Consider the following 25,380-nt stretch of genomic DNA (forward strand, 5'->3'; position numbering starts at 1 on the left):
CTCCCGCCCCCGGAGAACAGGACATCCGCCCATGCGAAGCAAGCCCATCCTGCTGGCCGCCGCGTGCGCCGCGCTGGTCGCAGGCACGCTCAGCAGTCCCGCCGTCGCGGCCCCGAAGGCCGAGCCGGTACCCGCGAACCAGCCGTCCGCCGTGCCGGCGCCCGGCACCTTCACCCACCCCGGCGTCGGGGTGAGCAGGCCACAACTCGACTTCGTCCGCGCCAAGGTGCAGGCCGGGGCCCAGCCCTGGACGAACGCCTTCAACCAGGCGAAGAACAGCAACTACGGTTCGCTCAGCCGGACCGCGAAACCACGCGCGGTGGTCGAGTGCGGCTCGTACTCGAACCCGAACAACGGCTGCACCGACGAGCGTGAGGACGCCATCGCGGCGTACACCGACGCGCTCGTCTGGTACGTCACCCGCGACGACCGGTACGCGCAGAAGGCGATCCAGCTGATGGACGCCTGGTCGGCAACGATCCGCGACCACACCAACAGCAACGCGCCGCTGCAGACCGCGTGGGCCGCGTCGTCGTGGCCGAAGGCGGCCGAGATCATCAAGCACGTCTACGGCAACTGGCCGAACGCCGGCCGGTTCGGCACGATGCTGCGCACCGTCTACCTGCCCGAGATCATCAACGGCTCCAACTCCAACGGCAACTGGGAGCTGAGCATGACCGAGGCGATCCAGGGCATCGGTGTGTTCCTGGACGACAAGGCCGTGTACGACAAGGCGATCTCGCTGTTCCGGGTCCGTACACCCGCGTTCGTCTACCTGGAGTCCGACGGCCCGCTGCCGAAGACGAAGCCGTCGCAGAATCTCGACACCCGCGACAAGATCGTCAGCTACTGGCAGGGCCAGGGCACGTTCGTCACCGGCCTGACCCAGGAGACCTGCCGCGACTTCGTCCACACCGGGTACGGCATCTCGGCGATCTCGCACGTGATGGAGACGTCGTACATCCAGGGCGTGAACCTGTACCCCGAGTTCGGTGAGCGCCTGCGCCAGGCGCTCGGCTTCCAGTCCAAGTGGGAGCGCAACCTCGAGCCGGTCCCGTCCTGGCTCTGCAAGGGCTCGGTCCAGCGCGGCCTCGGCCCGATCACCGAGGTCGGCTACAACGGCCTCCACACCCGCCTCGGCGTCGCCATGGCCAACACCCAGGCCCTGACCGAGTCCCGCCGCCCGTCGGGTTCGAACAACCTGTTCGTCGCCTGGGAGACCCTCACCCATGCGGAGAACCCGAGCTAGTCCGTACGTCGATCCCCGTAGCGTCCGAAGAATCGCGTTGCGTCCGAAGAACCCGAGGCTATAGCGCTCGCTCTTTCGGACGCATGCGAATGCTTCGGACGCTACGGGGGGGACGGCTCAGATCTGGGGTTCGCCGCGTTTCCAGTAGCCCTGGAAGGAGATGGCGGTCTTGGGGAGGCCGACGGTGTCGACCAGGTGTCGGCGGACGGTCTTGATCATGCTCGACTCGCCGGCGACCCAGGCGTAGTCGGTGTCGTACGGGAGCGTGGCGGCTTTGAGGGCCTCAGGCAACGACTTCGGTGCGCCCTCGACCGGGGCGATCCAGGTGATGTCGGCGGTGCCGGGGGTCGGGAGCGGGCGGATGTCGCGCAGGTCGGGGACCTGGACGAAGACCGTCGCGTGGACCGTCGCCGGGAGCTGCTCGAGGATCGACGCCAGTGCGGGGAGCGCGGTCTCGTCGGCGACCAGGACGCGGCGCAGGCTCGTTGCCGGGGGCACGTAGTCGACGCCGGACTGCAACAGCCCGCGGGTGCTCGTGGTGTCGACCTCGAAGGGGACGATCAAGCCGACCGTGTCACCGACCGAGGCGTTGCCGACCCACGCCGAGGCCGGTCCGTTGATCCCGTGCAGCACGAACTCGATGTCGAGCTCCGCCACCGAAGGGCGCAGCGCGCGGATCGTGTACGTCCGCATCACGAACCGCTCGTCGGCCGGCATCGCGCACCACTCGGCGTACCACTCCGGTCCCTGCGGCAGCCGCAGCTCACCGCCGTCGGGCGGGGTGAGCAGCACCTTGATCCGCTGGTCCGGCCCGGCCGGTACGACGTCCGCGAGCCGCGGTGCGACGAACGTCACCTTGCGCAGGTGCGGGCTCAGGTCCTCGATCGCCGCCACGGTCACGAGAACGGAGTCGAACGTGATGGGACGCTCGAGCACTGTGGTCATCGCAGGGTCTCCGCAGGGAAAGTAGTGACAAAGCAGGGGTCCCCAGGTGCGTCCCGGTGGCGCGCGGGCTATTCTGAGGCGTCTAGAGGTAAGCCTTACCTAAGAGGATCCCAAAAGTCCAATGACCTCGCCGCCTGCCGCCGCAACCAGGCCGGCCACCCCCAGTTCGGACGCCGCGAAGCGTCGTCCCCCTGTCCGCCGGACCACGCTGGTCGCCGGGCTGCTGGTGGCTGTCGCGCTCCTGCTCGTGGTCTGCCTGCTCAGCATCGCCGTCGGGTCGAAGCAGATCCCGCTCGGCACGGTGCTCGACGCCCTCCGCCACTACGACGAGACGAACACCGACCACGTGATCGTCCACTCGCTCCGCATCCCGAGGACACTGATCGGTTTGCTGGTCGGTGCCGCGCTCGGCCTGTCTGGCGCGCTGATGCAGGGCGTCACCCGCAACCCGCTGGCCGACCCCGGCATCCTCGGCGTGAACGGCGGTGCCGCCCTCTTCGTTGTCGGCGGCATCTACTGGTTCGGGCTGACCAGCCTGACGGCGTACGTCTGGCTCGCCTTCGCCGGCGCCGCGGCGGCCTCCGTCGCGGTCTACGCGCTCGGCTCGCTCGGCCGTGAGGGTGCGACCCCGGTCAAGCTCGCGCTGGCCGGCGCCGCCCTGACCGCGATGCTCGGCTCGCTGACCACCGCGCTGCTGATCGGCGACGTGGACACCTTCGACCAGTTCCGGTTCTGGTCGGTCGGTTCGCTGGCCGGCCGCGGCTCGGACATCGCCGGGCAGGTCGCGCCGTTCATCCTGATCGGCATCGTGCTCGCCCTGGTCTCCGGCCGCCTGCTGAACGCGCTGTCCCTCGGTGACGACGTGGCCCGCTCGCTCGGCCAGCGGGTCGGGATGGCTCGCCTGTTCACCGCGGTCACCGTCGTCCTGCTGTGCGGCGCGGCCACCGCGGCGGCCGGACCGATCGGTTTCGTCGGCCTGACGATCCCGCACGTGGCCCGCCTGATCACCGGCCCGGACTACCGCTGGATCCTGCCGTACTCGATGATCCTGGCCCCGATCCTGCTGCTCGGCTCGGACGTGCTCGGCCGCGTCGTCGCGCAGCCCGGTGAGCTCCAGGTCGGCATCGTCACCGCCGTGATCGGCGCGCCGTTCTTCATCGCCCTGGTCCGCCGCCGGAAGCTGGCGGACCTGTGATGACCCAACTGACCGACCGTACGCCGGACCTCACGCCGGCCCAGATCATCACCCGGGCCCGGACCGTCCGTCAGGCCCGCAACCTGGCCGTCGCGATCGTCGTCGCCGTTCTCGTCTTCGCCGCGTTCTGCGTCTCGCTGTCGCTCGGGGACTTCAAGATCCCGGTGGTCGACGTGGTGAAGACGCTGTTCGGCCAGGGCGACAAGGCGACCGAGTTCATCGTCAACCGCCTGCGCCTGCCGCGGGCGCTGACCGCGCTGCTGGTCGGCGCCGCGCTTGGCATGTCCGGCGCGATCTTCCAGAGCATCGCCCGCAACCCGCTGGCCAGCCCGGACATCATCGGCGTCACGTACGGCGCCAGCGCGTTCGCGGTGTTCGCGATCATCACGCTCGGGATCACCGGGCCGGCCGTGGCCGGGATGGCGATCCTCGGCGCGCTGCTGACCGCGTTCACGATGTACGTGCTGGCCTGGCGCCGGGGCGTGTCGAGCTACCGGCTGATCCTGGTCGGGATCGGCATCGGCGCGATCGCGACCAGCGTCACGTCGTACCTGCTGACGAAGGCGCGGGTCGAGATCGCCCAGCAGGCGCTGATCTGGCTGACCGGCAGCCTGAACGGCCGGGACTGGTCGCACGTGCGGATGATGGCGATCACGTTGGTGGTGCTCGCGCCGTTCACGGTGGTGCTGGTGCACCGGCTGCGGATCCTGCAGCTCGGCGACGAGACGGCGTACGGGCTGGGGCTGCGGGTCGAGGGCTCGCGGCTCGGGCTGATCGTGATCGCCGTCCTGATGGCGGCGGTCGCGACGGCGGCGGCGGGGCCGATCGGGTTCGTCGCGTTCGTGGCGCCGCCGATCGCGCGCCGGCTGACCCGTTCACCCGGTCCGGCGATGATCACGTCGGCGCTGATCGGCGCCCTGGTCGTCGCGCTGTCGGACCTGATCGCGCAGCACGCCTTCGGCGACACCCAGCTGCCGGTCGGTGTGGTCACCGGCGTGGTCGGCGCGCCGTACCTGATGTTCCTGCTCGCCCGGTCGAACCGGGTCGGGAGTGGTGGCTGAGAGATGGAGAACTCTGTGGAGCACAGTCTTTCCGCCGGCGACCTGGCGGTCGGCTACGACCAGCGCGAGATCATCCACGACCTGTCGGTGAAGATCCCGACCGGCAAGATCACGGTGATCGTCGGGGCGAACGCGTGCGGCAAGTCGACGCTGCTGAAGACGCTGGCCCGGCTGCTGAAGCCGTCCAGAGGCACGGTGATGCTGGACGGCAAGAGCATCCAGCAGGTGTCCACCCGCGAGGTCGCGACCAAGCTCGGGCTGCTGCCGCAGTCGCCGACCGCGCCGGAGGGGATCACGGTCGCCGACTTGGTCGGCCGCGGGCGGTACCCGCACCAGGGCTGGATCCGGCAGTGGACCAAGGCCGACGACGAGGCCGTCGCCGCGGCGATGATCTCGACCGACGTGCTGGAGATCGCCGACCGGCCGATCGACGAGCTGTCCGGCGGGCAGCGCCAGCGGGTCTGGATCGCGATGGCGCTGGCGCAGGAGACCGGCATCCTGCTGCTCGACGAGCCGACCACGTTCCTCGACCTGACCCACCAGTTCGAGGTGCTCGACCTGCTCGTCGACCTGAACCGGACCGAGGAGCGCACGATCGTCCTGGTCCTGCACGACCTGAACCAGGCCTGCCGCTTCGCCGACCACCTGATCGCGATGAAGGACGGCGCGATCGTCTGCGAGGGCAACCCGGGCGAGGTGATCACCGAGAAGATCGTCCAGGACGTCTTCGGGCTGGCGGTGAAGATCGTGCCCGACCCGGTCGCCGGTACGCCGATGGTGGTGCCGATCGGCCGGCACACGACCCGCCAGGAGACGCCGGCGGCCGTCGTACAGGACACGAATCCCGCGGCCAGAGCCTTGGCTGCCAGTGCTCTGGCCAACGGGATCTGCCGACCGACGGACAGGTAGTCAGCTGCTCCGGGCCTGAAACACGATCAGGCCGGCCAGAAGAGCGCCCAACGTGCCCAGTGTCAGGTCGCTGAGCGTGTCCGTGTACGCCGTCTGCAGCTCGGCGGAGTGCCGGATGAACGCGGAGTACTCGCCGACCTCCCACACCACCGCCGCCGTCGCACCGAAGCCTAGGGCAACGAACGCCGTCAACCCGCGCGACAACGTCCGCGGCGCGAACGCGAGCAGGACACCGGCCGTCAGGGACCCCCACAGCACGAAGTGCATCGCGTCGTCCCACCACGCCACGGCGTCGAAGAGGTTCAGCCGGTTGCCGACCAGGTCGACGAACCACGGCAGCGTGATCAGCAGGTCGGCGGTCCACGGAAAGCGCCTGTGCAGCGTGGATCTGGTCCGTCCGTAGGCCCACCACCACAGCGGCAGGATCATCGCGCCGATCGGGTAGACGATCAGCCGGGCGGTCGACGCCTTGCCCTTGATCCCGCTCAGGTCCGGCCAGACGAGTGCCGTCAGCAACAACAGGAACAGTGCCGCCTTGGCCGCCAGGGCGGCGTACCGGACCCACCCGGCGGTCCGGGCCGTCGGGACAGAGGTGGCAACCATCGTCGTCATGCCTCCCAGTGAAACTTCTCCGGGCGGCTGGGCGAATCGGTAGGACTACGCAGAAAGCCCCCGGGTGCGTCGATTGTGACGCACCCGGGGGCTGTTGGTTCGGAGGTCAGCTGACGCTGACCAGGTCCACCACGAAGATCAGCGTCTCGCCGGGCTTGATCGCGTTGCCCGCGCCGCGGTCGCCGTAGCCCAGGTGCGGCGGGATGACCAGCTTGCGGCGGCCGCCCACCTTCATGCCCTGGACGCCGGTGTCCCAGCCCTGGATGACCTGGCCGACACCGAGCTGGAAGGCCAGCGGCGCGCCCCGGTTGTACGACGCGTCGAACTCCTCGCCGGTGGAGTGGGCCACGCCCACGTAGTGCACGTTGACGCGGGAACCGGCCTTGGCCTCGTCGCCGTCGCCCTCGGTGATGTCGGTGATCTCCAGATCCGCCGGCGGCGGGCCGTCCGGAAAGTCGATCTCAGGCTTGTCAGTCATGTCACCAGCTAAGCAGATCGGTGAACGTGCACCACTCAGCAACCCCGACTTGAGCCACTTTCGGAGCCGTCGCCACGCCTGGCCGGGCGTGGCGGCGGGTGGTTGGTGAGTGGTGCAGATCCGCCTCAGGCGTCCAACACCTCGCGGAGCGTGCCGGCGAAGGCCTCGGGCTGCCCCGCCATGCCCCCGCCGTACTCGTCGCCGAGGAAGCCGCCGTGGTTCGACGGGAAGACCACCGGCGTCAGCCCGAGCTTCCCCGCGATCGCCTCGCCGCCGCGGCGCGCCAGTTGCGTGCCCGACTCCTCACCGACGGCGATCACCAGCTGGTCGGTCGCCTTGCCGAGCGCGTCCACGTCCGGCTGGTACGACGTACAGCCGCGCAGGTTCTGCCCGAGCAGGGAGTCGTCGCGGTTGCCGTCGTCCTCGCTCGGCAGGCCGAACATCGCCGGGTCCGGCGCCGGCTGCCGCAGGTACTCCTCGGTGAACTCGCCCTCGAAGCTGGTGATCGCGATGAACTTCGCCATCGCCTTGCCCATGCCCTCGCGCTGGTAGGTCCGGTAGATGTCCTCGGTCGCGGCCAGCGCGTACTCGGAGTCGGCGATCAGCCCGGCCAGCGGCGGCTCGTGCGCGACCACCCGGCGTACGAGGTCAGGCCGCCGCGCGACCAGGGCGAGCGCGTTGACCGCGCCACCGCTGCTCGCGAACACGTCGACCGGGCCCGCGTCGAGCGTCTCGATCAGCGCCACGAGATCTCCCGCGTGGTCGTCCGCGGACAGCTCGCCGCCGCCGTCCGTGCGGGTGCTCCGCTCGACGCCGCGCGGGTCGTAGGTGACCACGGTCCGGTCCTCGAAGTACGACGCCAGCGTCGGGAACCCGCTCGCGCCCATCGGCGAACCGATCAGCAGCAGCACCGGCCGCGCGCGCTCGGTGCCGGCGAGGTCGCCGCGGACGTCGTACGTCAGGACGGCCCCGGGGACGTCGAGTGTGTGACTGACGGGATCCGGCATCTCAGCTCCTCAGATCGGACTTTCCTGGACCCTAGCGCCGTCGGGGTGATCCTGAACAGCACTACTGTCAGTGGTCATGCGGAAGAAAATCTTCGTCCTGCTCACGGCGCTCGTGCTCGTGTCCGGCGCTCCGACCGCGCAGGCCGCTGCCGAGAACTACGGACAGTACTCGCTGATGTTCGAGCGCTCGGCCGGTCAGTACTGGGCCGGCGGTACGGCGGCCGGGCAGTGGTCGTGGACGCCACTGAGCGTTGTTTCGGCCGACATCTCCTGGGGCGACCCGAAAGCGTGGCCACCGAAGTCCGCCGAACGCTTCGTCAAGTCCGACGACTGGGTCCTGCTCGACGGCTACAACGACGGTGCCGGGCGTCCCCTGACCCAGATCCAGCGGGTCACCTCGGAATCGGTCGGGACCGCAACGTGCACCGACATGAAGCCGATCCCCTCGGCGGGTGGTCGCCAGCACTACGTGAAGTGGACGATCCCCGCTGACGGCTACTGCCTCGACGCGACCGGCACGATCAAGCCGCCGAACGGCTCGACGACCGTGAACTTCCGCCACGTCCAGAAGTGGCTCCCGCCGCACGCCTGCTCGAACCCCTCGTTCACGGGCCAGACCTGCATCACCCAGGTCGAGCAGTGGTGGGACGACAACAACCACCCGTACGCGCTCCAGCTCTCCCGCTCACTCGAGCTCGCCCGCGGCCTGGGCATGGCCTTCACGAATCGCACCACGGTCCCGGTCAACTGGAACGCCGACGCCCGGTATTACTGGCACTACTGACGCCCGGCAGTGAGACTGGGGTCGTGAGCGAGTCGCCGGACGTCGATCGGGTGCGGTCGAGCGTCGGGAAGCCCGCGCGGCGGCTGATCGGGCGCGTCTCGGCGCTGCAGGCTCGGGCGGAGGAGCTGGTCGAGCGGCCGGCGGTGCTGCGGGAGCAGGCGCGGGAGCAGCTGCGGTCGCTGACCCGGCGGCAGGTCCAGAGCGAGTTGGACGGACTGCCGGTGTCGTCGCTGCAGGAGGTGGTGGGGGCGCGGTTCGTCGGCGTACTGGAGGAGGCTCGGTACGCGACGATCGGGCGGCTGGTCGGAGTGTCCGACGAGGAGCTCGTCGCGCTGCCGGGGATCGGGCCGAAGACGGCGTCCAGGATCAGCGCCGCGGTGCGGACCGTGGTTTCGGATGTTTCCGGGTCCTCGCGGTTCCGGTTCGAGCCTGACCGTGCTGATGGGCAGCAGGGGGAGCTGTTGGCGACGTTGGCCGCCGTACGGCGTGCTGATGCCGCGGCGGCCGAGCTGCTCGGGCCTGCTCGGGAGATGGCCGGTACGGCGAAGGCGCTGCTCGACGCTGCGGCGCCGGCGCGCGGGCGGCTGCGGTTGTGGCTGACCGGGCGGGCGCGGAAGCAGGCGGCGCTGGACGCGTTGAGCCGGCTTCAGGTGATCGACGAGAATCCCCGGACCGCTTGGCTGGAAGGGGAACTGGCCCGGCACTCCGAGGTCGTTGCCGAGGGCGACTTGTGGAGCGAGTACGCCGGTGATGCGGCGTCGTACAACGCGATCCTGTCGACGGTCGGTGAGGTCGAGGTCGAGGGCGAGGCCGCGCAGGGGTTCATCCCGGAGGAGCTGCGGCAGCGGATCACGGCGGTGCCGCTGGACACGTCACTGATCAAGTCGACGCTGCGCGGGTACCAGGTGTTCGGGGCGCAGTACCTGATCCACCAGGAGCGGTCGATCCTCGGCGACGAGATGGGGCTCGGCAAGACGATCCAGGCCTTGGCTGCCGCGGCGCATCTGGCGGCGCGTGGGCAGCAGCGGTTTCTCGTGGTGTGTCCGGCGAGTGTGCAGATGAACTGGCTGAACGAGATCGCCAAGCACACGCGGTTGCAGGCACACAACCTGCACGGCGCGGGGCGCGACGGAGTCGCCCAGCGGTGGTTGCGTGACGGCGGTGTCGCGGTGACCACCTTCGGGACTCTGGGCAGCCTCGAGACCGTGGTGGGCAGCGAGGTCGCGCTACTGATCGTCGACGAGGCGCACTACGTCAAGAACCCCAAGGCCCGCAGGTCGAAGGTCGTCGTGACAGCCGTCGATACCGCCCAGCGCGTGGTCTTCCTGACCGGTACGCCGATGGAGAACCGGGTCGAGGAGTTCCGGACGTTGGTCCGCTACCTCCAGCCCGCGACCGCGAAGGGGCTCAAGGCAACGGATGCCGTGGCCGGGGCCAAGCAGTTCCGCCGCGCGGTCGCTCCGGTCTACCTGCGCCGCAACCAGGAGGACGTGCTCACCGAGCTGCCCGAGAAGATCGAGATCGACGACTGGGTCCTGCTGTCGCCCGCCGACCAGAGGACCTACGTCGCCGCCGTCCGCTCCGGCAACCTGATGCGCATACGCCAAGCCGCCTTCGAGCTCGCCACCTCCGCCAAGCTGGAACGCATCGCCGAAATCGTCGAAGAAGCCCGCGAGGACCACCGCAAGGTCATCATCTTCTCCTTCTTCCTCAACGTCCTGGACCGCATCCAGTCGGACATCACCCCTACCGCCGGCTCGATCCGTGGCGCCGTCCCTCCCGCCGAACGCCAACGCCTCATCGACGTCTTCACCACCACCCCCGGCCACGCCGTACTCCTCAGCCAGATCGAGGCCGGCGGCGTAGGCCTCAACGTCCAGGCCGCCTCGGTCGTCATCCTCACCGAACCCCAGTGGAAACCCAGCACCGAGGACCAGGCCATCGCCCGAGCCCACCGCATGGGCCAGATCCGCACCGTCCAGGTCCACCGCCTCCTCGCCAAGGACAGCGTCGACGAACGCATCCGAGAGGTCCAGGACAACAAACGCCTCCTCTTCGACGAGTACGCCCGCAAGAGCGACGCCAAGAACCTGGACCCCCGAGCCGTGGACACCCTCAACCACCTCACCGACGAGTCCCGCCCCCTCCAGGACCGAGTAGTCCAAGCCGAACAACACCGCCTGGGCATCACCCCGCAACCCTCACCCGTCCAGGACAAGCTGTAGAAACGCCGAAACGACCGACCCCGAGAGGGGCCGGCCGCTTCAGAAGAGGTACCTGCTACTTCTTGACCGTCTTGTTGTACTGGTCGATCTGGGGCTTGATGGAGTCGGCGGCGGCCTTCATCGCGGTGGCCGGGTCGGTGCCGAGGACTGCCTTCTCGAGGCCGTCCTCGGAGGCCTTGCGGGCCTGGGGCATGACGCCCAGGATGCAGCCCGAGGACGCGTTGGTCGGCTTGGTGTCGTGGAGCTGGGTGATGGCGGTGGTGAACTGCGGGTACTGCGCGACCCACGCCTTGTCCTCGGGGAGGTCGAGGGCCTTGGAGTTGATCGGGAAGTAGCCGGTGCCGGTGTGCCAGGCGGCCTGCTGCTCGGGGGTGGAGGCGAACTTCACGAACTCCCACGAGGCGCGCTTCTCGGCGTCGGAGTGGCCTACGCCGTCGACCCACAAGGAGGCGCCGCCGATGATCGGGCCGCCGGTGTCGGCGGAGCCGAGCTTCGGGAACGGCGCGGTCATCACGGTGAACTTGCCCTTGGCGGCGTCCAGGTAGCCGCGGAGCGAGCCCGTCGACTCCAGGTGCATCGCCGACGTGCCGGACTTGAATACGGCCTGCGCGTCGTCGGTCTTCTTGCCGGTGTTCGGCATCAGGCCCTGCTTGACCATCTCCTGGTACCAGGTGGCGACCTTCACGGCCTGCTCGTCGGCGAAGTTGACCTGCGTCGCGAGGTCCTTGCGGCCGTTCTCGTTGTCGCAGTACGTCGTACCGGACTGCGCGATCAGCTGCTCCATGAACCAGCCGTAGATCGCCGCGTTGAAGCCGTACTGGACGGTCTTGCCGCCCTGCTTGACGGTCAGCTTCTTCGCGGCCGCCATGATCTCGTCGAGGTTCGACGGCGGCTTGGCCGGGTCGAGGCCGGCCTTCACGAAGGCCTCCTTGTTGATGTACAGCAGCGGCATCGACGTGTTGAACGGCATCGAGTTGAGCTTGCCGTCGATCGAGTAGTAGTTCGCGATGTTCGGCTCGATCGAGTCCAGCGCGTAGCCGTCCTTGTCGGCGAAGCTCTGCACCGGCACGGTCTGCTTGGAGTCGATCATGAACCGCGAACCGATGTCGTAGATCTGTACGACGGACGGCGTGTTGCCCTGCTGCACCGACGTCTTGTACTTGGTGATCGTCTCGTCGTAGTCGCCCTGGTAGACGGCCTGGACCTCGATCTTGCCGCTGTTCTTGGTGTTGAAGGCCTTCACCAGCTTGTCGACGGCCTCGCCGTTGGCGCCCTTCATGCCGTGCCAGAACGTCACCTTGGTGACGCCGGTGGCGCTGTCCAGCGCGCTCGCGTCGGGCGCGTCCTGCCCGCCGCTGGTCTCACCGTCGCCGGAGTCGCTGCTCCCGCACCCGGCCGCCACCAGGGCGAGCACTGCCAGCAGGGACACCGCGGTCGCCGTACGCCGTTGTCGGACTGATCGCATGCTCAAGACCTCTTTCTACTAACGGATCGCGCCCGCGGTCAGCCCGCGGACGATGAAGCGCTGGCCGAAGATCACGATGGCCAGGGTGGGCAGGATGGACAAGGTGACGCCGGCCAGGATCAGACCCGGGTCGGCGGCTTCGGCGTCGTTCAGCTGGCTGATGCCGATCTGCAGCGTGCGGCGCTCGGCCGAGTCGCCGATCAGCAGCGGCCAGAAGAACTGGTTCCAGGCGGCCAGGAACACGTACAGCCCGACCGCCATCAGGGCCGGCTTGTTCAGCGGGACCAGGATCCGGGTCAGGAACCGCCAGTGCCCGGCTCCGTCGATCGTCGCCGCGTCCCGCAGCTCCACCGGGAACTGCAGGAACGACTGCCGCAGCAGGAACACCCCGAAGGCGTTGGCCAGGAACGGCAGCACCAGGGCGATCATCGTCCCGGCGTACGACGCGGTCAACCGTTCGCCGCCGAGCTCCCAGCCGGTGATGGTCAGGTAGTTCGGCAGCACGATCGACTCCCACGGCACCATCAAGGTGGCCAGGAAGAGCCCGAACAGCACGGTCCGGCCCCACATCTTCATGAAGACGAACGCGTACGCCGCCAGCACGCTGGTGATCAGCTGGGACAGCGTGATGATCGAGGTCTGCAGGATCGAGTTCAGGTACTGCCGGCCGATCGGCGTCCCGGACGACGAGGCGCCCTCGTAGTTGCCGGTGAAGATCCCGTGCGGGAACAGGTCCGGTGGGTACGACGAGATCTGGCCGGGCGACATGATCGAGCCCGCGATCACGTAGTACACCGGGAAGATGACGGCCAGCGCGGCCACGACCAGTACGGCGTACGTGACGACGCGGCCCACGGTCAGGTTCCTCACTTGTAGTGCACCCGCCTCTCGAGGACGCCGAACTGGATCGCCGTGCAGGCCAGCAGGATCACGAACAGCACGATCGCCTGCGCCGACGCGGCGCCGAAGTCGCTGGCGTTGTTCGCGAACGCCGTGTGGTAGATCGAGTACACGAGCGTCTTGGTGGACTGCTCCGGACCGCCCTCAGGGGTAAGGATCTTGATCTGGCCGAAGCCCTGCAGCGACTGAATGGTGGTGATCACCACCAGGAAGAACAGCTGCGGGCCGAGCAGCGGCACGGTGATGAACCGCGACGCGCGCCAGCCGCCGGCGCCGTCCAGGGTGGCCGCTTCGTTGATCTCCTGCGGGATCGCGCCGATCCCCGCCGACAGCACGAGCACGTTGTAGCCGATGCTCATCCAGACCGTGGTGATCGCGACGCTGACCAGCGCCCAGTCGGGGTCGGTGAGCCAGCCGATCCGGTCCACACCGAAACGACCGAGCAGGCCGTTGGCCAGGCCGATCGCCGGGTTGTAGATGGTCGCGAAGATGACCGACGCGCTGGCGACCGAGAAGGCGAAGGGCAGCGCGAAGGCGGTCCGGAAGATCCGGATCCCCTTGATGTGCTGCTCGAGCAGCAGCACGATCGCGAGCCCGCCGAGGACGCCGGGGATCACGGTCAGCAGCACGAACGCGAAGGTCACCCACAGGATGTGGCGGAACTCCGCGGAGCCGAGCATGTCGCGGTAGTGCTGCAGCCCGACGAAGGCGTCCGGGCGACCGAACAGGTCGGAGCCGTGCAGGGACAGCGAGACCGACTTGCCCAGCGGCCAGACGATGAACAGCGCGAAGATCACGATGCAGGGGGCCAGCATCAGCCAGGACAGCAGGGACGCGGGGGTGGGCCGTCGACGCACGGGCGCCGGTGCCGAGCTTGTAGTCAATCCAGTACCTCCAGTAGGGCGCAGTCTTACACCCGGCCAGGGCCGACCGGACCAGCCACACACAACGGTGCACTAGGCTCATGGCCCGTGAAGGTTCTTGTCATCGGCTCTGGCGGCCGTGAGCACGCACTTGTCTGGGCGCTGAGTCAGGATCCCGACGTCGCGCAGGTGGTGGCGGCCCCGGGCAACCCTGGCATCGCCGCCTTGCGCCCGGCGTACGACGGGCAAACGATCGTTTGCCGCTCGGTGGACATCTCGGACCACGCCGCGGTCGTCGCGCTGGCGAGCGAGTCCGGGACCGACCTGGTTGTGGTCGGGCCCGAGGTCCCGCTGGTGGCCGGGCTCGCCGATCCGCTGCGCGCGGCCGGGATCGCGGTCTTCGGGCCGTCCAAGGAGGCGGCGCGGCTTGAGGGGTCGAAGGCGTACGCGAAGGACGTGATGGCCGCCGCGAGCGTGCCGACCGGCCGGGCGTACGTGTGCAAGACGCTGGAGCAGGCCGCGGAGGCGATCGACGCGTTCGGTCCGCCGTACGTCGTGAAGGACGACGCGCTGGCCGCCGGCAAGGGTGTCGTGGTGACCTCGGACCGCGACGAGGCCCTGGCGCACGCGGCCGAGTGCGGGCAGGTGCTGATCGAGGAGTTCCTGGACGGCCCGGAGGTGTCGCTGTTCGCGATCACCGACGGGACGACGGTGCTGCCGATGCAGCCGGCGCAGGACTTCAAGCGCCTCGGCGACAACGACGAGGGCCCGAACACCGGTGGCATGGGCGCCTACACACCGTTGCCGTGGGCACCGGACAAGCTGGTCGAGGAGATCACCGAGAAGGTGCTCCAGCCGACGGTCGACGAGATGCGCCGCCGCGGCACGCCGTTCAGCGGCCTCCTGTACGCCGGTCTCGCGCTGACCAGCCGGGGCGTTCGCGTGATCGAGTTCAACTGCCGCTTCGGTGACCCGGAGACGCAGGCGCTGCTGCCGCTGCTGAAGACCCCGCTCGGTGGGGTCCTGTACGCCGCCGCGACCGGCAAGCTGGCCGACGCCGAGCCGCTGGCCTGGAAGAACGGTTCCGCGGTCGCCGTCGTGGTCGCGGCCAAGAAGTACCCGGCCAAACCGCGCAGCGGCGACCCGATCGCCGGGATCGACCAGGCCGAGGCCGGCAACGTCCGGGTCTTCCACGCGGGGACCAGCCAGGACGGCGACGAGCTCGTCACCGCCGGTGGACGCGTCCTCGCGGTCAGTGCGACCGGCAAGGACCTCGACGAGGCGCGGCAGCGTGCGTACGCCGGGGTCGGCCAGATCCGGATCAAGGGATCGCAGCACCGCACGGACATCGCGCTGAAGGCGGCCCGGGGCGAGATCGTCCTCTGAGTCACCGCGGATCGTGGCGGTCGGCGCCGAGCTGCGCTGACCACCCCGTACGAGGCGGTTCGCCGTACCAGGGAGAATGGGGCCGTGCCGAACTCCAGCAAGCCCCGGATCCCGAACGTTCTCGCCGCGCGCTACGCCAGCCTGTCGATGGCCGAGCTGTGGTCGCCGGAGCACAAGATCGTGCTCGAGCGGCAGCTGTGGCTGGCGGTGCTGAGCGCGCAGAAGGACTTCGGCGTGGACGTGCCGGACGGGGTCCTGGAGGACTACCGCCGGGTCCTGGACCAGGTCGACCTGGAGTCGATCGCGGAGCGTGAGCGGGTCACCCGGCACGACGTGAAGGCCCGGATCGAGGAGTTCAACGCGCTCGCCGGGCACGAGCACATCCACAAGGGCATGACGTCGCGCGACCTCACCGAGAACGTCGAGCAGCTGCAGATCCGGGCCGGGCTGGAGCTGGTCCGGGACCGCGCGGTCGCGACGGCGGTCCAGCTCGGGCAGAAGGCCGCCGAGCACGCCGCGCTGGTGATGACCGGCCGGTCGCACAACGTGGCCGCCCAGGCGACGACGCTGGGTAAGCGGTTCGCCTCGGCGGCCGACGAGCTGCTGGTCGCGATCGCGCGGCTCGAGGAGCTGATCGAGCGGTACCCGCTGCGCGGGATCAAGGGCCCGGTCGGTACGTCGCAGGACATGCTCGACCTGTTCGGCGGGCAGGACAAGCTGCTCGCCGGGCTCGAGTCGGAGGTCGCGCAGCACCTGGGCTTCCGCCGTACGCTCACCAGCGTCGGCCAGGTCTACCCGCGTTCGCTCGACTACGAGGTGGTCTCCGCGCTGGTGCAGCTGGCCGCCGGGCCGTCGAGCCTGGCGACCACGATCCGGCTGATGGCCGGGCACGAGCTGGTCACCGAGGGCTTCAAGGAGGGCCAGGTCGGCTCGTCCGCGATGCCGCACAAGATGAACACCCGGTCCTGCGAGCGGGTCAACGGGCTCGCGGTGATCCTGCGCGGCTACGCGTCGATGGCCGGCGAGCTGGCCGGCAACCAGTGGAACGAGGGTGACGTCTTCTGCTCCGTCGTACGGCGGGTGGCGCTGCCGGACGCGTTCTTCGCGCTCGACGGGCTGTTCGAGACGTTCCTGACCGTGCTCGCCGAGTTCGGCGTGTACCCGGCCGTGGTGGACCGCGAGCTGGAGCGGTACCTGCCGTTCCTGACCTCGACGAAGATCCTGATGGCCGCGGTGAAGAACGGCGTCGGCCGGGAGACCGCGCACGAGGTGATCAAGGAGCACGCCGTCGCCACCGCGCTCGACCTGCGCAAGGGCCTGGCCGCGAACGACCTGTTCCACCGCCTCGGCGAGGACGGCCGCCTCGGCCTGACCGAGGCCCAGATCGTCGGCATCGTCGGCGAACCGCTCACCTTCACCGGCGCGGCCGTCGGCCAGGTCGACGCGGTCGTCGCGAAGATCGACCAGCTCGCCAAGCGCTACCCCGAGGCCGCGTCCTACAGCCCCGGCGACATCCTCTGATCTGTGACGGGCCGGCTCCACTGCCGGGCCGGCACGCCCCGGCCGAGCTCGTACCCGCGGATCACCTGGATGCGGTAGGGCTCGAGCCGGAGCACCTGGAACTCCTCGCTGTCCGGGCCACCCGGCCAGTACGGCTCCGGTGGGTACCCGACGCCGCGCGGTGAGCCTTCCTGGTAGAGCTTCCACACATGGTGCCGCTCGTCCGTCTGGTCGGTCCAGGTCGCGACGGTGTCGATGCTCGCGGTGTCCTGGCGCGGGTCCCAGTACGAGAACGTCGCGTACGGGTTCGCGGCGAGGTGGCGCGACTTCACCGGCGTACGGAACGTGGCGAGCCAGCCGAGGGGAGTGGGGCCGGCCAACTCCCAGACGGCGATCAGCACCCGGGAGCGGGGTCGTCCCGACGGATCGACGGTGGTCATCGTGGCGTAGTTGATCCTGGACAGGATCGCGCTGAGGTCGTCGCGGAGGTCGGCGTACGGGACTGTCGTGGTCATCGGAGTGCCTCGGTGAGGGCGGCGAGGCCGTCGGATCCGCGGCCTTGGGCGATGGCTTGGGTGATCAGCGCGTGCCAGGACTCGGCGAGGTCGGGGGCGACGCCGCGGGCGGTGGCTGTGGCGATGAGGTGCTGCACGACGCCGGCGTAGACGGTGAGGTTGCCGTCGTCGGCGGGGTAGGTGCCGGCGTCGATCTGGCCGGCGTGGTCGGTGATCAGGGCAGTCGCGAAGGGGAGGTACGACGTCGCGACGGCGGCGACGTCCTGCGCCGAGCCGCCGACGAGGGCGGCCGCTTGGTAGAAGCCGGTGAGCAGTCCGAGGTTGAGACCGAGCAGCGCGGTGTCCCACAGGGACGAGGCGCCGGGGTCTTCGCCGACCGAGCGGGCGGCGCCGAGTGCTCGCAGGGTGGGCTCGGCCGCGGCGAAGGTCGCGGCGGGCCCGGCGTACAGGAAGAGGGCGGACGGGTCGCCGACCAGGCGGGTGCCGCTCATCGCGGCGCCGTCGAGGTAGTTGGCGCCGACGAGCTCGGCCAGGGCCCGGCTTTCCTCGGGGGTGGTGGAGGTGAAGTTCACGACCAGGCGATCGGTGAGGGCGACGCCGGCTGCCTCGATCACGGCTCGCGCGGCTGCGACGTCGGCGACCGCGATGGCGATCAGGTCTCCGGCGGCGATCGCATCGGCGACGGTGTCGGCGGTGCGCAGCGACGGGCTCTGCTCGACCAGCGCCGAGAGCCGGGCGGGGGTGCGGTTCCAGACGGTGGTCGGGTGGCCGGCGGTGGCGAAGGCTTGGGCGATGACCGCGCCGAGGGCTCCGGCACCGAGGACTGTCACGGGATTCATGACCTCAGTCAATCCGCTCGGACGCGGGTCTGAAATATCTGTCGGTCGCGCTCGGATACGAGATCGTCTACGGTTGCCGGATGGACGACACGCTCTCGCGGCTGCTGGACAACGTTCGCCCGCGCCAGGTGGTGGTGGAGAGCGACTGGACGTCGGGCACCGTCCGGTGCGAGGCCGGCGCCGGGCTGACCGTGGTGACGATGGTCCGCGGCGGGTCCGCCGTACTGGCAGTCGACGGTACGACGCCGGTCGAGCTGGCAGCGGGTGACGTTGCCCTGGTCATCGGCGCGCACGGGTATTCGCTGTCCGCCGAGGACGCCCTGCTGGTCACCGGCAGCTACGACATCAGCGGCGGAGTCTGCGATCGCGTGCTGGGCGGGCTGCCGCCTGTCCTCAAGGTCGATTCCGGCGACGAGGTCGCCGGTGCGGTCGGCCTGCTGGAACGTGAGCTGGGCGGCAGCCGGCCGGGCCGTCGCGCGTTGCTCGATCGCCTGCTCGACCTGGTGCTGCTGACGTCGTTGCGCGAATGGCTGGACAGGCCCGACTCCGGCGCTCCTCAGTGGTACGGCGCGCAGAACGATCCCGCCATCGGCGCCGCCCTCGACCTGATCCACACCGATCCCGCGCACCGCTGGACGGTCGCGGAGCTGGCCGACCGTACGACGATGTCGCGGGCCGCGTTCGCGCGCCGGTTCAACGCGCTGGTCGGCGAACCCCCGATGTCGTACCTGACCTGCTGGCGGCTCTGCCTGGCCAGCGATCTGTTGCGCGACACCGACGACACGCTCGCGGCCGTCGCCCGCCAGGTCGGTTACGCCAACGCCTACGCGCTGAGTGCCGCCTTCACCCGCTTCTACGGCGTCCGCCCCGGCGAGTACCGCGACCAGGTTGCGTGACATCCTCTGACCTGTGTACGAACCGCTCACCTGGACGCTTGTCGGGTTGTCCCTTGCCGCGATGGTCTTCGCGATCGTGCTCGCGGGCAGGGACCGCCGGATCAACTGGACGCTGCTGGCCGGACTGGGTGTGGTCGAGGTCGCGCTGATCGCGCAGCTCGTGGTCGGGATCGTGCAGTTCGCCGGGACCGACCGCGACGTGTCCGCCGGGTTCTTCTTCGGGTACCTGGTCGGCGCGCTGCTGATCCTGCCGCTCGGCGCGTTGTGGGCGCTGGCGGAGAGCAGCCGCTGGGGCGCCGGCGCGCTGGCCGTCGCGTGCTTCGTGATCCCGGTGCTGGAGCTGCGCATGCACGAGGTCTGGACCGCCTGATGACCGAACCGGAGGCGACCCGGCACGGCCCGGGACGCATCCTGATCCTGGTCTACGGCGTCTTCGCCCTGTCGTCGACCGGACGGGCGGTCTTCCAGATCGTCAACCAGTTCGACCGGGCCCCGATCGCGTACCTGCTGTCGGCGCTGGCCGCGGTCATCTACGTCCTGGCGACCTTCGCGCTGGCCAAGGCCACGCACCTGTCCCGCCAGATCGCAACGGTTGCCATCGTCATCGAGCTGATCGGCGTCCTCGGCATCGGTGCCTTCAGCTACGCCGTGCCCGACGACTTCCCGGACGCCACCGTCTGGTCCCACTTCGGCCAGGGCTACGGCTTCGTCCCGCTGGTCCTCCCGATCCTCGGCCTGCTCTGGCTCCGCCGTACGGCGTAGCAACCACTCCCAGGGAACTCCCAGCCGTGTGTGGGGAGCGGCACAGGTTGGGACGACAGCCTGGGAGGCATGCAGAACTCAGGTCATCCGCGGGTCGAGATCGTCGTACCCGTTCGCAACGAGGAGTACGACCTCGGCCCGAACGTCCGGCGGCTCCGGGAGTTCCTGGACACCGCCTTTCCGTTCCCGGCCGAGGTCTGCATCGCCGACAACGGGAGCACCGACGCCACCTTCGAGATCGGCACGCTGCTCGCCACCGAGCTGCCCGGGGTCCGGATCGTCCGGATCGAGCAGCCGGGGCGCGGGCGGGCGCTGAAGCAGGTCTGGTCCGGCAGCTCAGCCGACGTGCTCGCGTACCTGGACGTCGACCTGTCGACGAACCTGAACGCCTTGCTGCCGTTGGTCGCGCCGCTCGTGGCCGGCCACAGCGACGTCGCGATCGGGACCCGGCTGGCCCGTGGATCGCGGGTTGTCCGGCGGCCGAAGCGGGAGCTGATCTCGCGCGGCTACAACCTGTTGCTCAAGGCAACCCTCGGGACGCGGTTCTCGGACGCGCAGTGCGGGTTCAAGGCGATCCGGGCCGACGTCGCGGCGGAACTGCTGCCGCTGGTCGAGGACCCGAGCTGGTTCTTCGACACCGAGCTGCTGGTCCTGGCCGAGCGGGCCGGGCTGCGGATCCACGAGGTGCCGGTGGACTGGGTCGACGACCTGGACTCCCGCGTCGCGATCGCGCAGACGGTCGCCGACGACCTGCGCGGGATCGCGCGGCTGCACCGGACCGTCGGGCGGTTGCCGCTCGAACCTGTCCGGCAGACCTTCGGCCGACCGGCTGTCGCTGACCCTCGGACGGCGTTGGCCGCGCGCGTGCTGCGGTTCGCCTGCGTCGGCGTGCTCAGCACGATCGTGTACGCCGTGCTCTACCTGCTGCTGCGGCACACGATGCCGGCCCAGGTCGCGAACCTGGTCGCCCTGCTGGTGACGGCCGTCGGCAACACCGCGCTGAACCGCCGGGTCACTTTCGGCGTCCGCGGTATCGAGAACCGGGGCCGGCACCAGCTGCGCGGCCTCGTCACCTTCTTCATCGGCTGGAGCCTGACCGCTTCGTCGCTGTGGCTCCTGCACACGGCGGTCGCCGTACCGGCCACTGCTGTCGAGGTCACCGTGCTGACGGTCGCGAACCTGGCGGCCACGGTCGTCCGCTTCAGCCTCTTCCAGAGCTGGGTCTTCGACGACGAGGCGCCCACCCTGCCCACCTTCGAACCCCCGGCGGTTCTCGACCACACCCGGAGCAACTGATGAGCACCCTGACCCAACCACGACGCGTGACGGTCGCGACGTCGTACGCGATCAGCCGCGACAAGGTCCTGTACGGCGGCCTGCTGGTGCTGACGGCGATCGCCTATCTGTGGGGGCTGTCGAAGAACGGTTACGCCAACGAGTACTACGCGGCCGCGGTCCAGGCCGGGTCGACGAGCTGGAAGGCCTGGTTCTTCGGGGCGTTCGACTCCTCCAGCTTCATCACCGTCGACAAGACGCCGGCCTCCCTGTGGGTGATGGGCCTGTCGGGCCGGATCTTCGGGTTCGGGGTCTGGAGCATGCTGGTCCCGCAGGCGTTGATGGGCGTGGCGAGCGTCGGGTTCGTCTACGTCGCCGTCCGGCGGTGGTTCTCGGCCAACGCGGCGTTGCTCGCGGGCGGGATCCTGGCGCTGACGCCGATCGCCGTACTGATGTTCCGGTTCAACAACCCGGACGCGCTGTTGGTGCTGCTGCTTGTCGCCGGGGCGTGGGCGGTGACGCGCGCGATCGACTCGGAGCGGTTCGCTTGGCGATGGATGGCGCTGGCCGGGCTGCTGGTCGGGTTCGGGTTCCTGACGAAGATGCTGCAGGCGTTCCTGGTGCTGCCGGCGTTCGGCCTGGCGTACCTGGTCGCCGGTCGGCCCGCGCTCGGGAAGCGGATCGTGCACAGCGTCGTCGCCCTCGGAGCGATGATCGTCGGTGCGGGGTGGTGGATCGCGATCGTCGAACTGCTGCCGGCGTCGGCCCGCCCGTACGTCGGTGGATCGCCGACGAACAGCATCCTGGAACTGACGCTGGGCTACAACGGTCTCGGGCGGTTGACGGGAAACGAAGCCGGATCGGTCGGCGGCGGAGTCGGGAACCCTGGCTGGGGTGGCGCGACCGGGGTGCAGCGGTTGTTCGGCGGGGAGTTCGCCAGTCAGATCGCCTGGTTGTTGCCTGCGGCATTGATTTCGACGGTGGTGCTGGTGGTCGCGGCCGGGCGCTCCGGGCGGCGGGACCGGACACGGGCCTTCGCGATCCTGTGGGGCGGCTGGCTGGTCGTCACCGGACTGGTCTTCAGCTACATGCAGGGGATCATTCACAGCTACTACATGGTCGCGCTGGCGCCGGCGATCGCGGCGTTGATCGGTGCGGCGGGGATGGTGCTGTGGCGGCGACGGAGTGAATGGTTGCCGCGGGTGGTGCTGGCCGGCGGGGTGCTGCTGACCGCGGGGTGGAGCTTCTCGTTGCTGTCGTCGACGCCGGACTACCTGCCGTGGCTGCGATGGATCGTGCTACTGCTCGGAGTTGCTGCTGCGGGGGCGGTGATGGTGCTGCCGGAGCTGGGGTTGCCTCGGGCAACGGCTCGGCGGGCTGGGGTGTTCGCCGGAGTTTTGCTGGTGCTGACGGCGCTTGCTGGGCCTACGGCGTACTCGGTGTCGACGATCAGCGAGGCGCACGCCGGGGCGCTGCCGTCGGCCGGGCCTGCTGGGGCTGGAGGATTCGGCGGCCGCGGCGGCGGGATGGGCGGCCCGCCCGGCGGGCAAGCCGGTACGACGAACGGTGGGCCCGGTGCGACCACCGGCGGCACGCCTCGCGGCGGCGGTGGGATGGGCGGCTTCCTCGGAGGCGGCGGCACCAGCGGAGTCTCCGGCGAGTTGGTCACCTTCTTGCAGCAGGGCGCGAACGGCTACACCTGGGCCGCGGCGGCGGTCACCGCCAATGGAGCTGCGCCGCTCCAGATCGCCGCGGGGGTTCCCGTGATGGCGATCGGCGGCTTCAACGGTACCGACCCGGCGCCGTCACTCGCCGAGTTCCAGCAACTCGTTGCCCAAGGCAAGGTCCACTACTTCGTGGGCAGTGGCGGCGGAGGCTTCGGCGGCGGTCGGGGCGGCGGCACCTCGAGCGAGATCTCCACCTGGGTGCAGGAGAACTTCCAGGCCCAGACCATCGGCAGTACGACCATCTACGACCTCACGAGCAACGGAGCATGACGATGACCCAGTACGAGGCAGCACAGGTACGGAACCGAAGGTCCGAGGGAAGAAGGCCCCGAGTGGACTGGCGCTGGCCGGCGCGGGATCGATCCTTGCCGTACTCGCCTTTCTCGGTGGTACTGCTGTAGGACACGCGTGGGGGAGTGGATCGACCGGGAACGAGCAGAGCCAGTTCGGTGGACCTGGTGGTGGAGGGATGAGGCAGTTCCCTGGCAACCAGCAGAATCAGCCGGGGCAAGGGACTCAGCAGGCTCCCGGCCAAGGAACCCAGCAGGACCCCGGTCAGCAGCAGCCGGGGCAGACTCGGACCAGTTGATCGAAAGTCACCGATCGGTTGTGGCAACGGGCCGGGGGATCAGCCCCCGCAAGGCCCGCGCGAGGGTCTTCGGCTGGGCCAGCGAGCTGGGGTGCGCGAGCATCGTGGTCACGCGCGCGAAGTCGTCGTTCAGGCGGGCGTCGTACAAGGAGGCGCTGAAGATCAGGCCGGTGAAGAACCTGGTCACCTTGTAGCCGCGCGGGAACGGCCCGTTGACGTGCGGCAGCGCGAGATCGGCGAAGGTCGAGATCTGCCAGGCGGCGTCGACGACCACGCGGACCTGGCGCAGGTAGTCCCAGGCCGGCTCGTCGAGCGACGGGTTCGAGCGCAGGTACGCCGACAGGCAGGACGCGTGCAGGGTCGCGGACGTCATGCCCTGGCCGTAGATCGGGTTGAACGACGCGACCGCGTCGCCCGCGACGACCAGGCCGGCCGGGAAGCGGTCGAGCTCGTCGTAGTCGCGGCGCCGGCTGTCGGCCTGGTGGTAGGTGACCACGCTGCCGACCATCGGGTTGTTGTCGACGACGTGCGAGTACACCCAGGGGAAGTCCTCGCGGCAGCGCCGGTGGAAGTCCTCGGTCTCGCGGCTCGGACGGTCGTCGGCGAACCCGGCGACCAGGACCAGCCACCGGTCGCGCTCGACCGGCAGGATCCCGCCCATGCGGGCCGTCTGCCCTGGTTCGGCCATGGTCTGCGAGGTCGACAGCAGGATCTCGCCGGGCTTGCGCTCGAACAGCGCGGACGCGTAGTTGAGCTTGATCGGCATCCGGGTCAGCTTGGGCTCGGGCCACCCTGCGGCCCCGAGCCAGTCGCTCAGCTTGCTCGAGCGCCCGGTCGCATCGACCACGAGGTCGGCGTCGATGCTCACCTTCTCCTCGGAACGGGCGGGGCTCGCTCCCGGGGAGCCTGGTCCCGCCGGTACGTACCGGACGCTCGTCACGCGATCCCCCGTGAACCCGATCCCGTCCGCCCGGCCGGCGACCAGTCGCACGTTCGGCAGGGCGAGCGTCCGCTGCCGGACCCGCGACTCCAGGAACGGGCGGGTGCTGATCAGCGTGCGGATCTCGGTCAGCGGCGGTGGCGTCACCCGCCGTACGCCGTTGACGAAGGTGTACGCCTGATCGGGCGTCGGCTCGACCAGGCCCTCCGCGACCGCGTCGTTGTAGAAGCCGGGAAACCAGCGATCGAGCTGCGCCGCACCGGCCGGAAGCAGCGCGTGGACCTGCGTGCCCTGCGGTACGCCCGGACGCGGGTCGTCGCCCGCGTCGGTCTCGTCGCGCTCGATCACGAGCACTTCCTCGGCGTGGTCGCTGAGCACCCGCGCCGCCATCAGCCCCGCCATGCTCGCCCCGAGGACGACGGCCCGGCGCAGGATCACGTCGGTGCGGGCGGGCCGCTCTGCCGTGGTGATGGCAGCGAAATCTTCGGCGAGCGACACCAGGACCCCCAGAGCGAAAGTGGCAGTGACTTCCACTTTAGGGACGAAGTGGCGGCTCCGCAGTCCCGCGCATGTCGGCGTGGAACCCGCTCAGCAGCGCACCGACAGCACGCCGTACGGCGGCCTCGAACGCGTCGTCCGTCAAGGTCCGCCCGGCGCCGGCGACGCGGTCCCAGATCAGCCCGTCGAGCATCGCGGCGAACGGCCAGGCGGCCTGCTCGGGTTCCTGAACGCCGAGCGAACCGAGAATCCCGACGAGGTGCTCACGCAGCACGCGCCCACCTTGCGTGATCGCGTCGAGCAGCTCAGGCCGACGGCTCGCCTCAAGAGAGAGCTCGTAGCGCGCGATCTGGTCCTCGGAGCGGTAACGGATCAGCTCCAGCACCATCTGCGTCAGCAGGCCGGCGACCTGCTCGCGGGGCAGGTCCGCCAGGTCGGCGGTGCCGACCGGCGAGGCGGGGGCGAGCGGCTCCCCTTCTCCACCCCCCTTCCCCGGCCCAGCCGAAGGCCGGGCCGCGAGGTCGCGCTCGAGCATTCGGGTGACGCACGCCGTGAGCAGAGCGTCCCGCGTACGGAGGTAGTACGACGTGGAGCCGGGGGGCAGTCCGGCCTCGGTGTCGACGGCTCGGTGGGTCAGGCCGCGGAGGCCTCGGGTGGCGACCAGGTGGATGGCGGCGTCGGCGATCGCGGCGCGGCGGTCTTCTCCGCGCGGGGGGTTCTTCGGCACGTTCCACACTCTACCGACGAAGCCTCTACAGAT

General features: G+C 69.7%; 24 protein-coding genes. 13 read left to right on the plus strand and 11 right to left on the minus strand.

Annotated features, from left to right (window positions below):
* The first annotated feature begins 31 nt into the window (after positions 1-31).
* Positions 32-1,249 carry an alginate lyase family protein gene (locus ACLQ2O_RS05255; RefSeq protein ID WP_425827738.1) on the plus strand — a complete coding sequence of 406 codons (1,218 nt, stop codon included), beginning with the start codon at positions 32-34 and terminating at the stop codon, positions 1,247-1,249.
* Positions 1,250-1,366: 117 nt separating this feature from the next.
* On the opposite strand, the gene ACLQ2O_RS05260 is transcribed toward ACLQ2O_RS05255, so the two are convergent.
* On the minus strand, positions 1,367-2,194 hold the full coding sequence (locus ACLQ2O_RS05260; RefSeq protein WP_425827740.1) for a siderophore-interacting protein: 828 nt from the start codon (positions 2,192-2,194) through the stop codon (positions 1,367-1,369).
* A gap of 121 nt (positions 2,195-2,315) precedes the next feature.
* On the opposite strand from ACLQ2O_RS05260, the gene ACLQ2O_RS05265 reads away from it, so the two are divergent.
* Genes ACLQ2O_RS05265 through ACLQ2O_RS05275 form a run of 3 tightly spaced genes read left to right on the plus strand, consistent with a single transcriptional unit; the run spans position 2,316 to position 5,359 of the window.
* Entirely contained in the window at positions 2,316-3,389 is a 1,074-nt protein-coding gene (locus ACLQ2O_RS05265; protein ID WP_425827742.1) for a FecCD family ABC transporter permease, read from the plus strand.
* The gene (locus ACLQ2O_RS05270) at positions 3,389-4,450 is read left to right on the plus strand and encodes a FecCD family ABC transporter permease (protein ID WP_425827744.1); all 1,062 of its coding nucleotides are present in this window, start codon (positions 3,389-3,391) and stop codon (positions 4,448-4,450) included. The genes ACLQ2O_RS05265 and ACLQ2O_RS05270 overlap by 1 nt, the downstream gene beginning before the upstream one ends.
* Before the next feature lie 3 nt (positions 4,451-4,453).
* The gene (locus ACLQ2O_RS05275; protein WP_425827746.1) at positions 4,454-5,359 is read left to right on the plus strand and encodes an ABC transporter ATP-binding protein; all 906 of its coding nucleotides are present in this window, start codon (positions 4,454-4,456) and stop codon (positions 5,357-5,359) included.
* Here the strand turns inward: ACLQ2O_RS05275 and ACLQ2O_RS05280 are convergent, their stop codons facing one another.
* From ACLQ2O_RS05280 to ACLQ2O_RS05290, 3 genes are all read right to left on the minus strand, one after another.
* Complete coding sequence (locus ACLQ2O_RS05280) at positions 5,360-5,971, minus strand: hypothetical protein (protein WP_425827748.1); 612 nt, start codon at positions 5,969-5,971, stop codon at positions 5,360-5,362. It abuts the gene before it with no gap.
* A 106-nt stretch (positions 5,972-6,077) separates the two neighbouring features.
* The gene (locus tag ACLQ2O_RS05285; protein WP_425827750.1) at positions 6,078-6,449 is read right to left on the minus strand and encodes an FKBP-type peptidyl-prolyl cis-trans isomerase; all 372 of its coding nucleotides are present in this window, start codon (positions 6,447-6,449) and stop codon (positions 6,078-6,080) included.
* 125 nt (positions 6,450-6,574) lie between these two features.
* Positions 6,575-7,456 carry an alpha/beta fold hydrolase gene (locus ACLQ2O_RS05290; RefSeq protein WP_425827752.1) on the minus strand — a complete coding sequence of 294 codons (882 nt, stop codon included), beginning with the start codon at positions 7,454-7,456 and terminating at the stop codon, positions 6,575-6,577.
* A 76-nt stretch (positions 7,457-7,532) separates the two neighbouring features.
* Here ACLQ2O_RS05290 and ACLQ2O_RS05295 point away from each other — a divergent pair, with 76 nt between their 5' ends.
* Positions 7,533-8,240, plus strand: coding sequence for a hypothetical protein (locus ACLQ2O_RS05295; RefSeq protein WP_425827754.1), 708 nt, complete (start codon positions 7,533-7,535; stop codon positions 8,238-8,240).
* 23 nt (positions 8,241-8,263) lie between these two features.
* Positions 8,264-10,465, plus strand: a complete 2,202-nt coding sequence (locus ACLQ2O_RS05300; RefSeq protein ID WP_425827756.1) for a DEAD/DEAH box helicase — start codon at positions 8,264-8,266, stop codon at positions 10,463-10,465.
* A gap of 55 nt (positions 10,466-10,520) precedes the next feature.
* Here ACLQ2O_RS05300 and ACLQ2O_RS05305 read toward each other — a convergent pair whose 3' ends face one another.
* Genes ACLQ2O_RS05305 through ACLQ2O_RS05315 form a run of 3 tightly spaced genes read right to left on the minus strand, consistent with a single transcriptional unit; the run spans position 10,521 to position 13,687 of the window.
* On the minus strand, positions 10,521-11,930 hold the full coding sequence (locus ACLQ2O_RS05305) for an ABC transporter substrate-binding protein (RefSeq protein WP_425827758.1): 1,410 nt from the start codon (positions 11,928-11,930) through the stop codon (positions 10,521-10,523).
* Between the two features lie 18 nt (positions 11,931-11,948).
* Positions 11,949-12,800: a carbohydrate ABC transporter permease gene (locus ACLQ2O_RS05310; RefSeq protein ID WP_425827760.1), complete on the minus strand. Its 852-nt coding sequence runs from the start codon at positions 12,798-12,800 to the stop codon at positions 11,949-11,951.
* Positions 12,797-13,687, minus strand: coding sequence for a carbohydrate ABC transporter permease (locus tag ACLQ2O_RS05315; RefSeq protein ID WP_425827762.1), 891 nt, complete (start codon positions 13,685-13,687; stop codon positions 12,797-12,799). Before ACLQ2O_RS05315 ends, ACLQ2O_RS05310 begins: the two co-directional genes overlap by 4 nt.
* A 114-nt stretch (positions 13,688-13,801) precedes the next feature.
* Between ACLQ2O_RS05315 and purD the strand changes: the two genes are divergently transcribed.
* Both purD and purB read left to right on the plus strand, forming a co-directional pair.
* Complete coding sequence (gene purD, locus ACLQ2O_RS05320; protein WP_425827764.1) at positions 13,802-15,079, plus strand: phosphoribosylamine--glycine ligase; 1,278 nt, start codon at positions 13,802-13,804, stop codon at positions 15,077-15,079.
* 84 nt (positions 15,080-15,163) lie between these two features.
* Entirely contained in the window at positions 15,164-16,600 is a 1,437-nt protein-coding gene (gene purB, locus ACLQ2O_RS05325) for an adenylosuccinate lyase (protein WP_425827766.1), read from the plus strand.
* On the opposite strand, the gene ACLQ2O_RS05330 is transcribed toward purB, so the two are convergent.
* Together ACLQ2O_RS05330 and ACLQ2O_RS05335 are read right to left on the minus strand one after the other, a co-directional pair.
* A complete protein-coding gene (locus ACLQ2O_RS05330; RefSeq protein ID WP_425827768.1) occupies positions 16,576-17,094 on the minus strand; it encodes a pyridoxamine 5'-phosphate oxidase family protein in 519 nt (172 codons plus the stop codon). The genes purB and ACLQ2O_RS05330 overlap by 25 nt on opposite strands.
* Positions 17,091-17,933: an NAD(P)-binding domain-containing protein gene (locus tag ACLQ2O_RS05335; protein ID WP_425827770.1), complete on the minus strand. Its 843-nt coding sequence runs from the start codon at positions 17,931-17,933 to the stop codon at positions 17,091-17,093. Before ACLQ2O_RS05335 ends, ACLQ2O_RS05330 begins: the two co-directional genes overlap by 4 nt.
* Before the next feature lie 80 nt (positions 17,934-18,013).
* Between ACLQ2O_RS05335 and ACLQ2O_RS05340 the strand changes: the two genes are divergently transcribed.
* The 5 genes from ACLQ2O_RS05340 to ACLQ2O_RS05360 all read left to right on the plus strand — a co-directional run bounded on the left by ACLQ2O_RS05340 (position 18,014) and on the right by ACLQ2O_RS05360 (position 22,863).
* Positions 18,014-18,829 (plus strand): AraC family transcriptional regulator, encoded by an 816-nt coding sequence (locus tag ACLQ2O_RS05340; protein ID WP_425827772.1) that lies wholly within the window; start codon positions 18,014-18,016, stop codon positions 18,827-18,829.
* Positions 18,830-18,842: 13 nt separating this feature from the next.
* Positions 18,843-19,199, plus strand: a complete 357-nt coding sequence (locus tag ACLQ2O_RS05345; RefSeq protein WP_425827774.1) for a hypothetical protein — start codon at positions 18,843-18,845, stop codon at positions 19,197-19,199.
* Positions 19,199-19,591, plus strand: coding sequence for a hypothetical protein (locus tag ACLQ2O_RS05350; protein WP_425827776.1), 393 nt, complete (start codon positions 19,199-19,201; stop codon positions 19,589-19,591). The genes ACLQ2O_RS05345 and ACLQ2O_RS05350 overlap by 1 nt, the downstream gene beginning before the upstream one ends.
* Positions 19,592-19,660: 69 nt before the next feature.
* The gene (locus ACLQ2O_RS05355) at positions 19,661-20,887 is read left to right on the plus strand and encodes a glycosyltransferase (protein WP_425827778.1); all 1,227 of its coding nucleotides are present in this window, start codon (positions 19,661-19,663) and stop codon (positions 20,885-20,887) included.
* On the plus strand, positions 20,887-22,863 hold the full coding sequence (locus tag ACLQ2O_RS05360) for an ArnT family glycosyltransferase (protein WP_425827780.1): 1,977 nt from the start codon (positions 20,887-20,889) through the stop codon (positions 22,861-22,863). The genes ACLQ2O_RS05355 and ACLQ2O_RS05360 overlap by 1 nt, the downstream gene beginning before the upstream one ends.
* Positions 22,864-23,189: 326 nt before the next feature.
* Here ACLQ2O_RS05360 and ACLQ2O_RS05365 read toward each other — a convergent pair whose 3' ends face one another.
* Positions 23,190-24,620, minus strand: a complete 1,431-nt coding sequence (locus ACLQ2O_RS05365; protein ID WP_425827782.1) for an NAD(P)/FAD-dependent oxidoreductase — start codon at positions 24,618-24,620, stop codon at positions 23,190-23,192.
* A 37-nt stretch (positions 24,621-24,657) separates the two neighbouring features.
* Positions 24,658-25,347 carry a TetR/AcrR family transcriptional regulator gene (locus ACLQ2O_RS05370; protein ID WP_425827784.1) on the minus strand — a complete coding sequence of 230 codons (690 nt, stop codon included), beginning with the start codon at positions 25,345-25,347 and terminating at the stop codon, positions 24,658-24,660.
* Positions 25,348-25,380: the final 33 nt, after the last annotated feature.

Source organism: Kribbella sp. DT2 (assembly GCF_049844575.1).
In the GTDB taxonomy this organism is placed as follows: domain Bacteria; phylum Actinomycetota; class Actinomycetes; order Propionibacteriales; family Kribbellaceae; genus Kribbella.

Coding starts and splice junctions, on each gene's coding strand:
- ACLQ2O_RS05255 (WP_425827738.1), top strand. CDS start 32: ATGCGAAGCAAGCCCATCCTGCTGGCCGCCGCGTGCGCCGCGCTGGTC.
- ACLQ2O_RS05260 (WP_425827740.1), bottom strand. CDS start 2,194: ATGACCACAGTGCTCGAGCGTCCCATCACGTTCGACTCCGTTCTCGTG.
- ACLQ2O_RS05265 (WP_425827742.1), top strand. CDS start 2,316: ATGACCTCGCCGCCTGCCGCCGCAACCAGGCCGGCCACCCCCAGTTCG.
- ACLQ2O_RS05270 (WP_425827744.1), top strand. CDS start 3,389: ATGACCCAACTGACCGACCGTACGCCGGACCTCACGCCGGCCCAGATC.
- ACLQ2O_RS05275 (WP_425827746.1), top strand. CDS start 4,454: ATGGAGAACTCTGTGGAGCACAGTCTTTCCGCCGGCGACCTGGCGGTC.
- ACLQ2O_RS05280 (WP_425827748.1), bottom strand. CDS start 5,971: ATGACGACGATGGTTGCCACCTCTGTCCCGACGGCCCGGACCGCCGGG.
- ACLQ2O_RS05285 (WP_425827750.1), bottom strand. CDS start 6,449: ATGACTGACAAGCCTGAGATCGACTTTCCGGACGGCCCGCCGCCGGCG.
- ACLQ2O_RS05290 (WP_425827752.1), bottom strand. CDS start 7,456: ATGCCGGATCCCGTCAGTCACACACTCGACGTCCCCGGGGCCGTCCTG.
- ACLQ2O_RS05295 (WP_425827754.1), top strand. CDS start 7,533: ATGCGGAAGAAAATCTTCGTCCTGCTCACGGCGCTCGTGCTCGTGTCC.
- ACLQ2O_RS05305 (WP_425827758.1), bottom strand. CDS start 11,930: ATGCGATCAGTCCGACAACGGCGTACGGCGACCGCGGTGTCCCTGCTG.
- ACLQ2O_RS05330 (WP_425827768.1), bottom strand. CDS start 17,094: ATGACCACGACAGTCCCGTACGCCGACCTCCGCGACGACCTCAGCGCG.
- ACLQ2O_RS05335 (WP_425827770.1), bottom strand. CDS start 17,933: ATGAATCCCGTGACAGTCCTCGGTGCCGGAGCCCTCGGCGCGGTCATC.
- ACLQ2O_RS05340 (WP_425827772.1), top strand. CDS start 18,014: ATGGACGACACGCTCTCGCGGCTGCTGGACAACGTTCGCCCGCGCCAG.
- ACLQ2O_RS05350 (WP_425827776.1), top strand. CDS start 19,199: ATGACCGAACCGGAGGCGACCCGGCACGGCCCGGGACGCATCCTGATC.
- ACLQ2O_RS05355 (WP_425827778.1), top strand. CDS start 19,661: ATGCAGAACTCAGGTCATCCGCGGGTCGAGATCGTCGTACCCGTTCGC.
- ACLQ2O_RS05360 (WP_425827780.1), top strand. CDS start 20,887: ATGAGCACCCTGACCCAACCACGACGCGTGACGGTCGCGACGTCGTAC.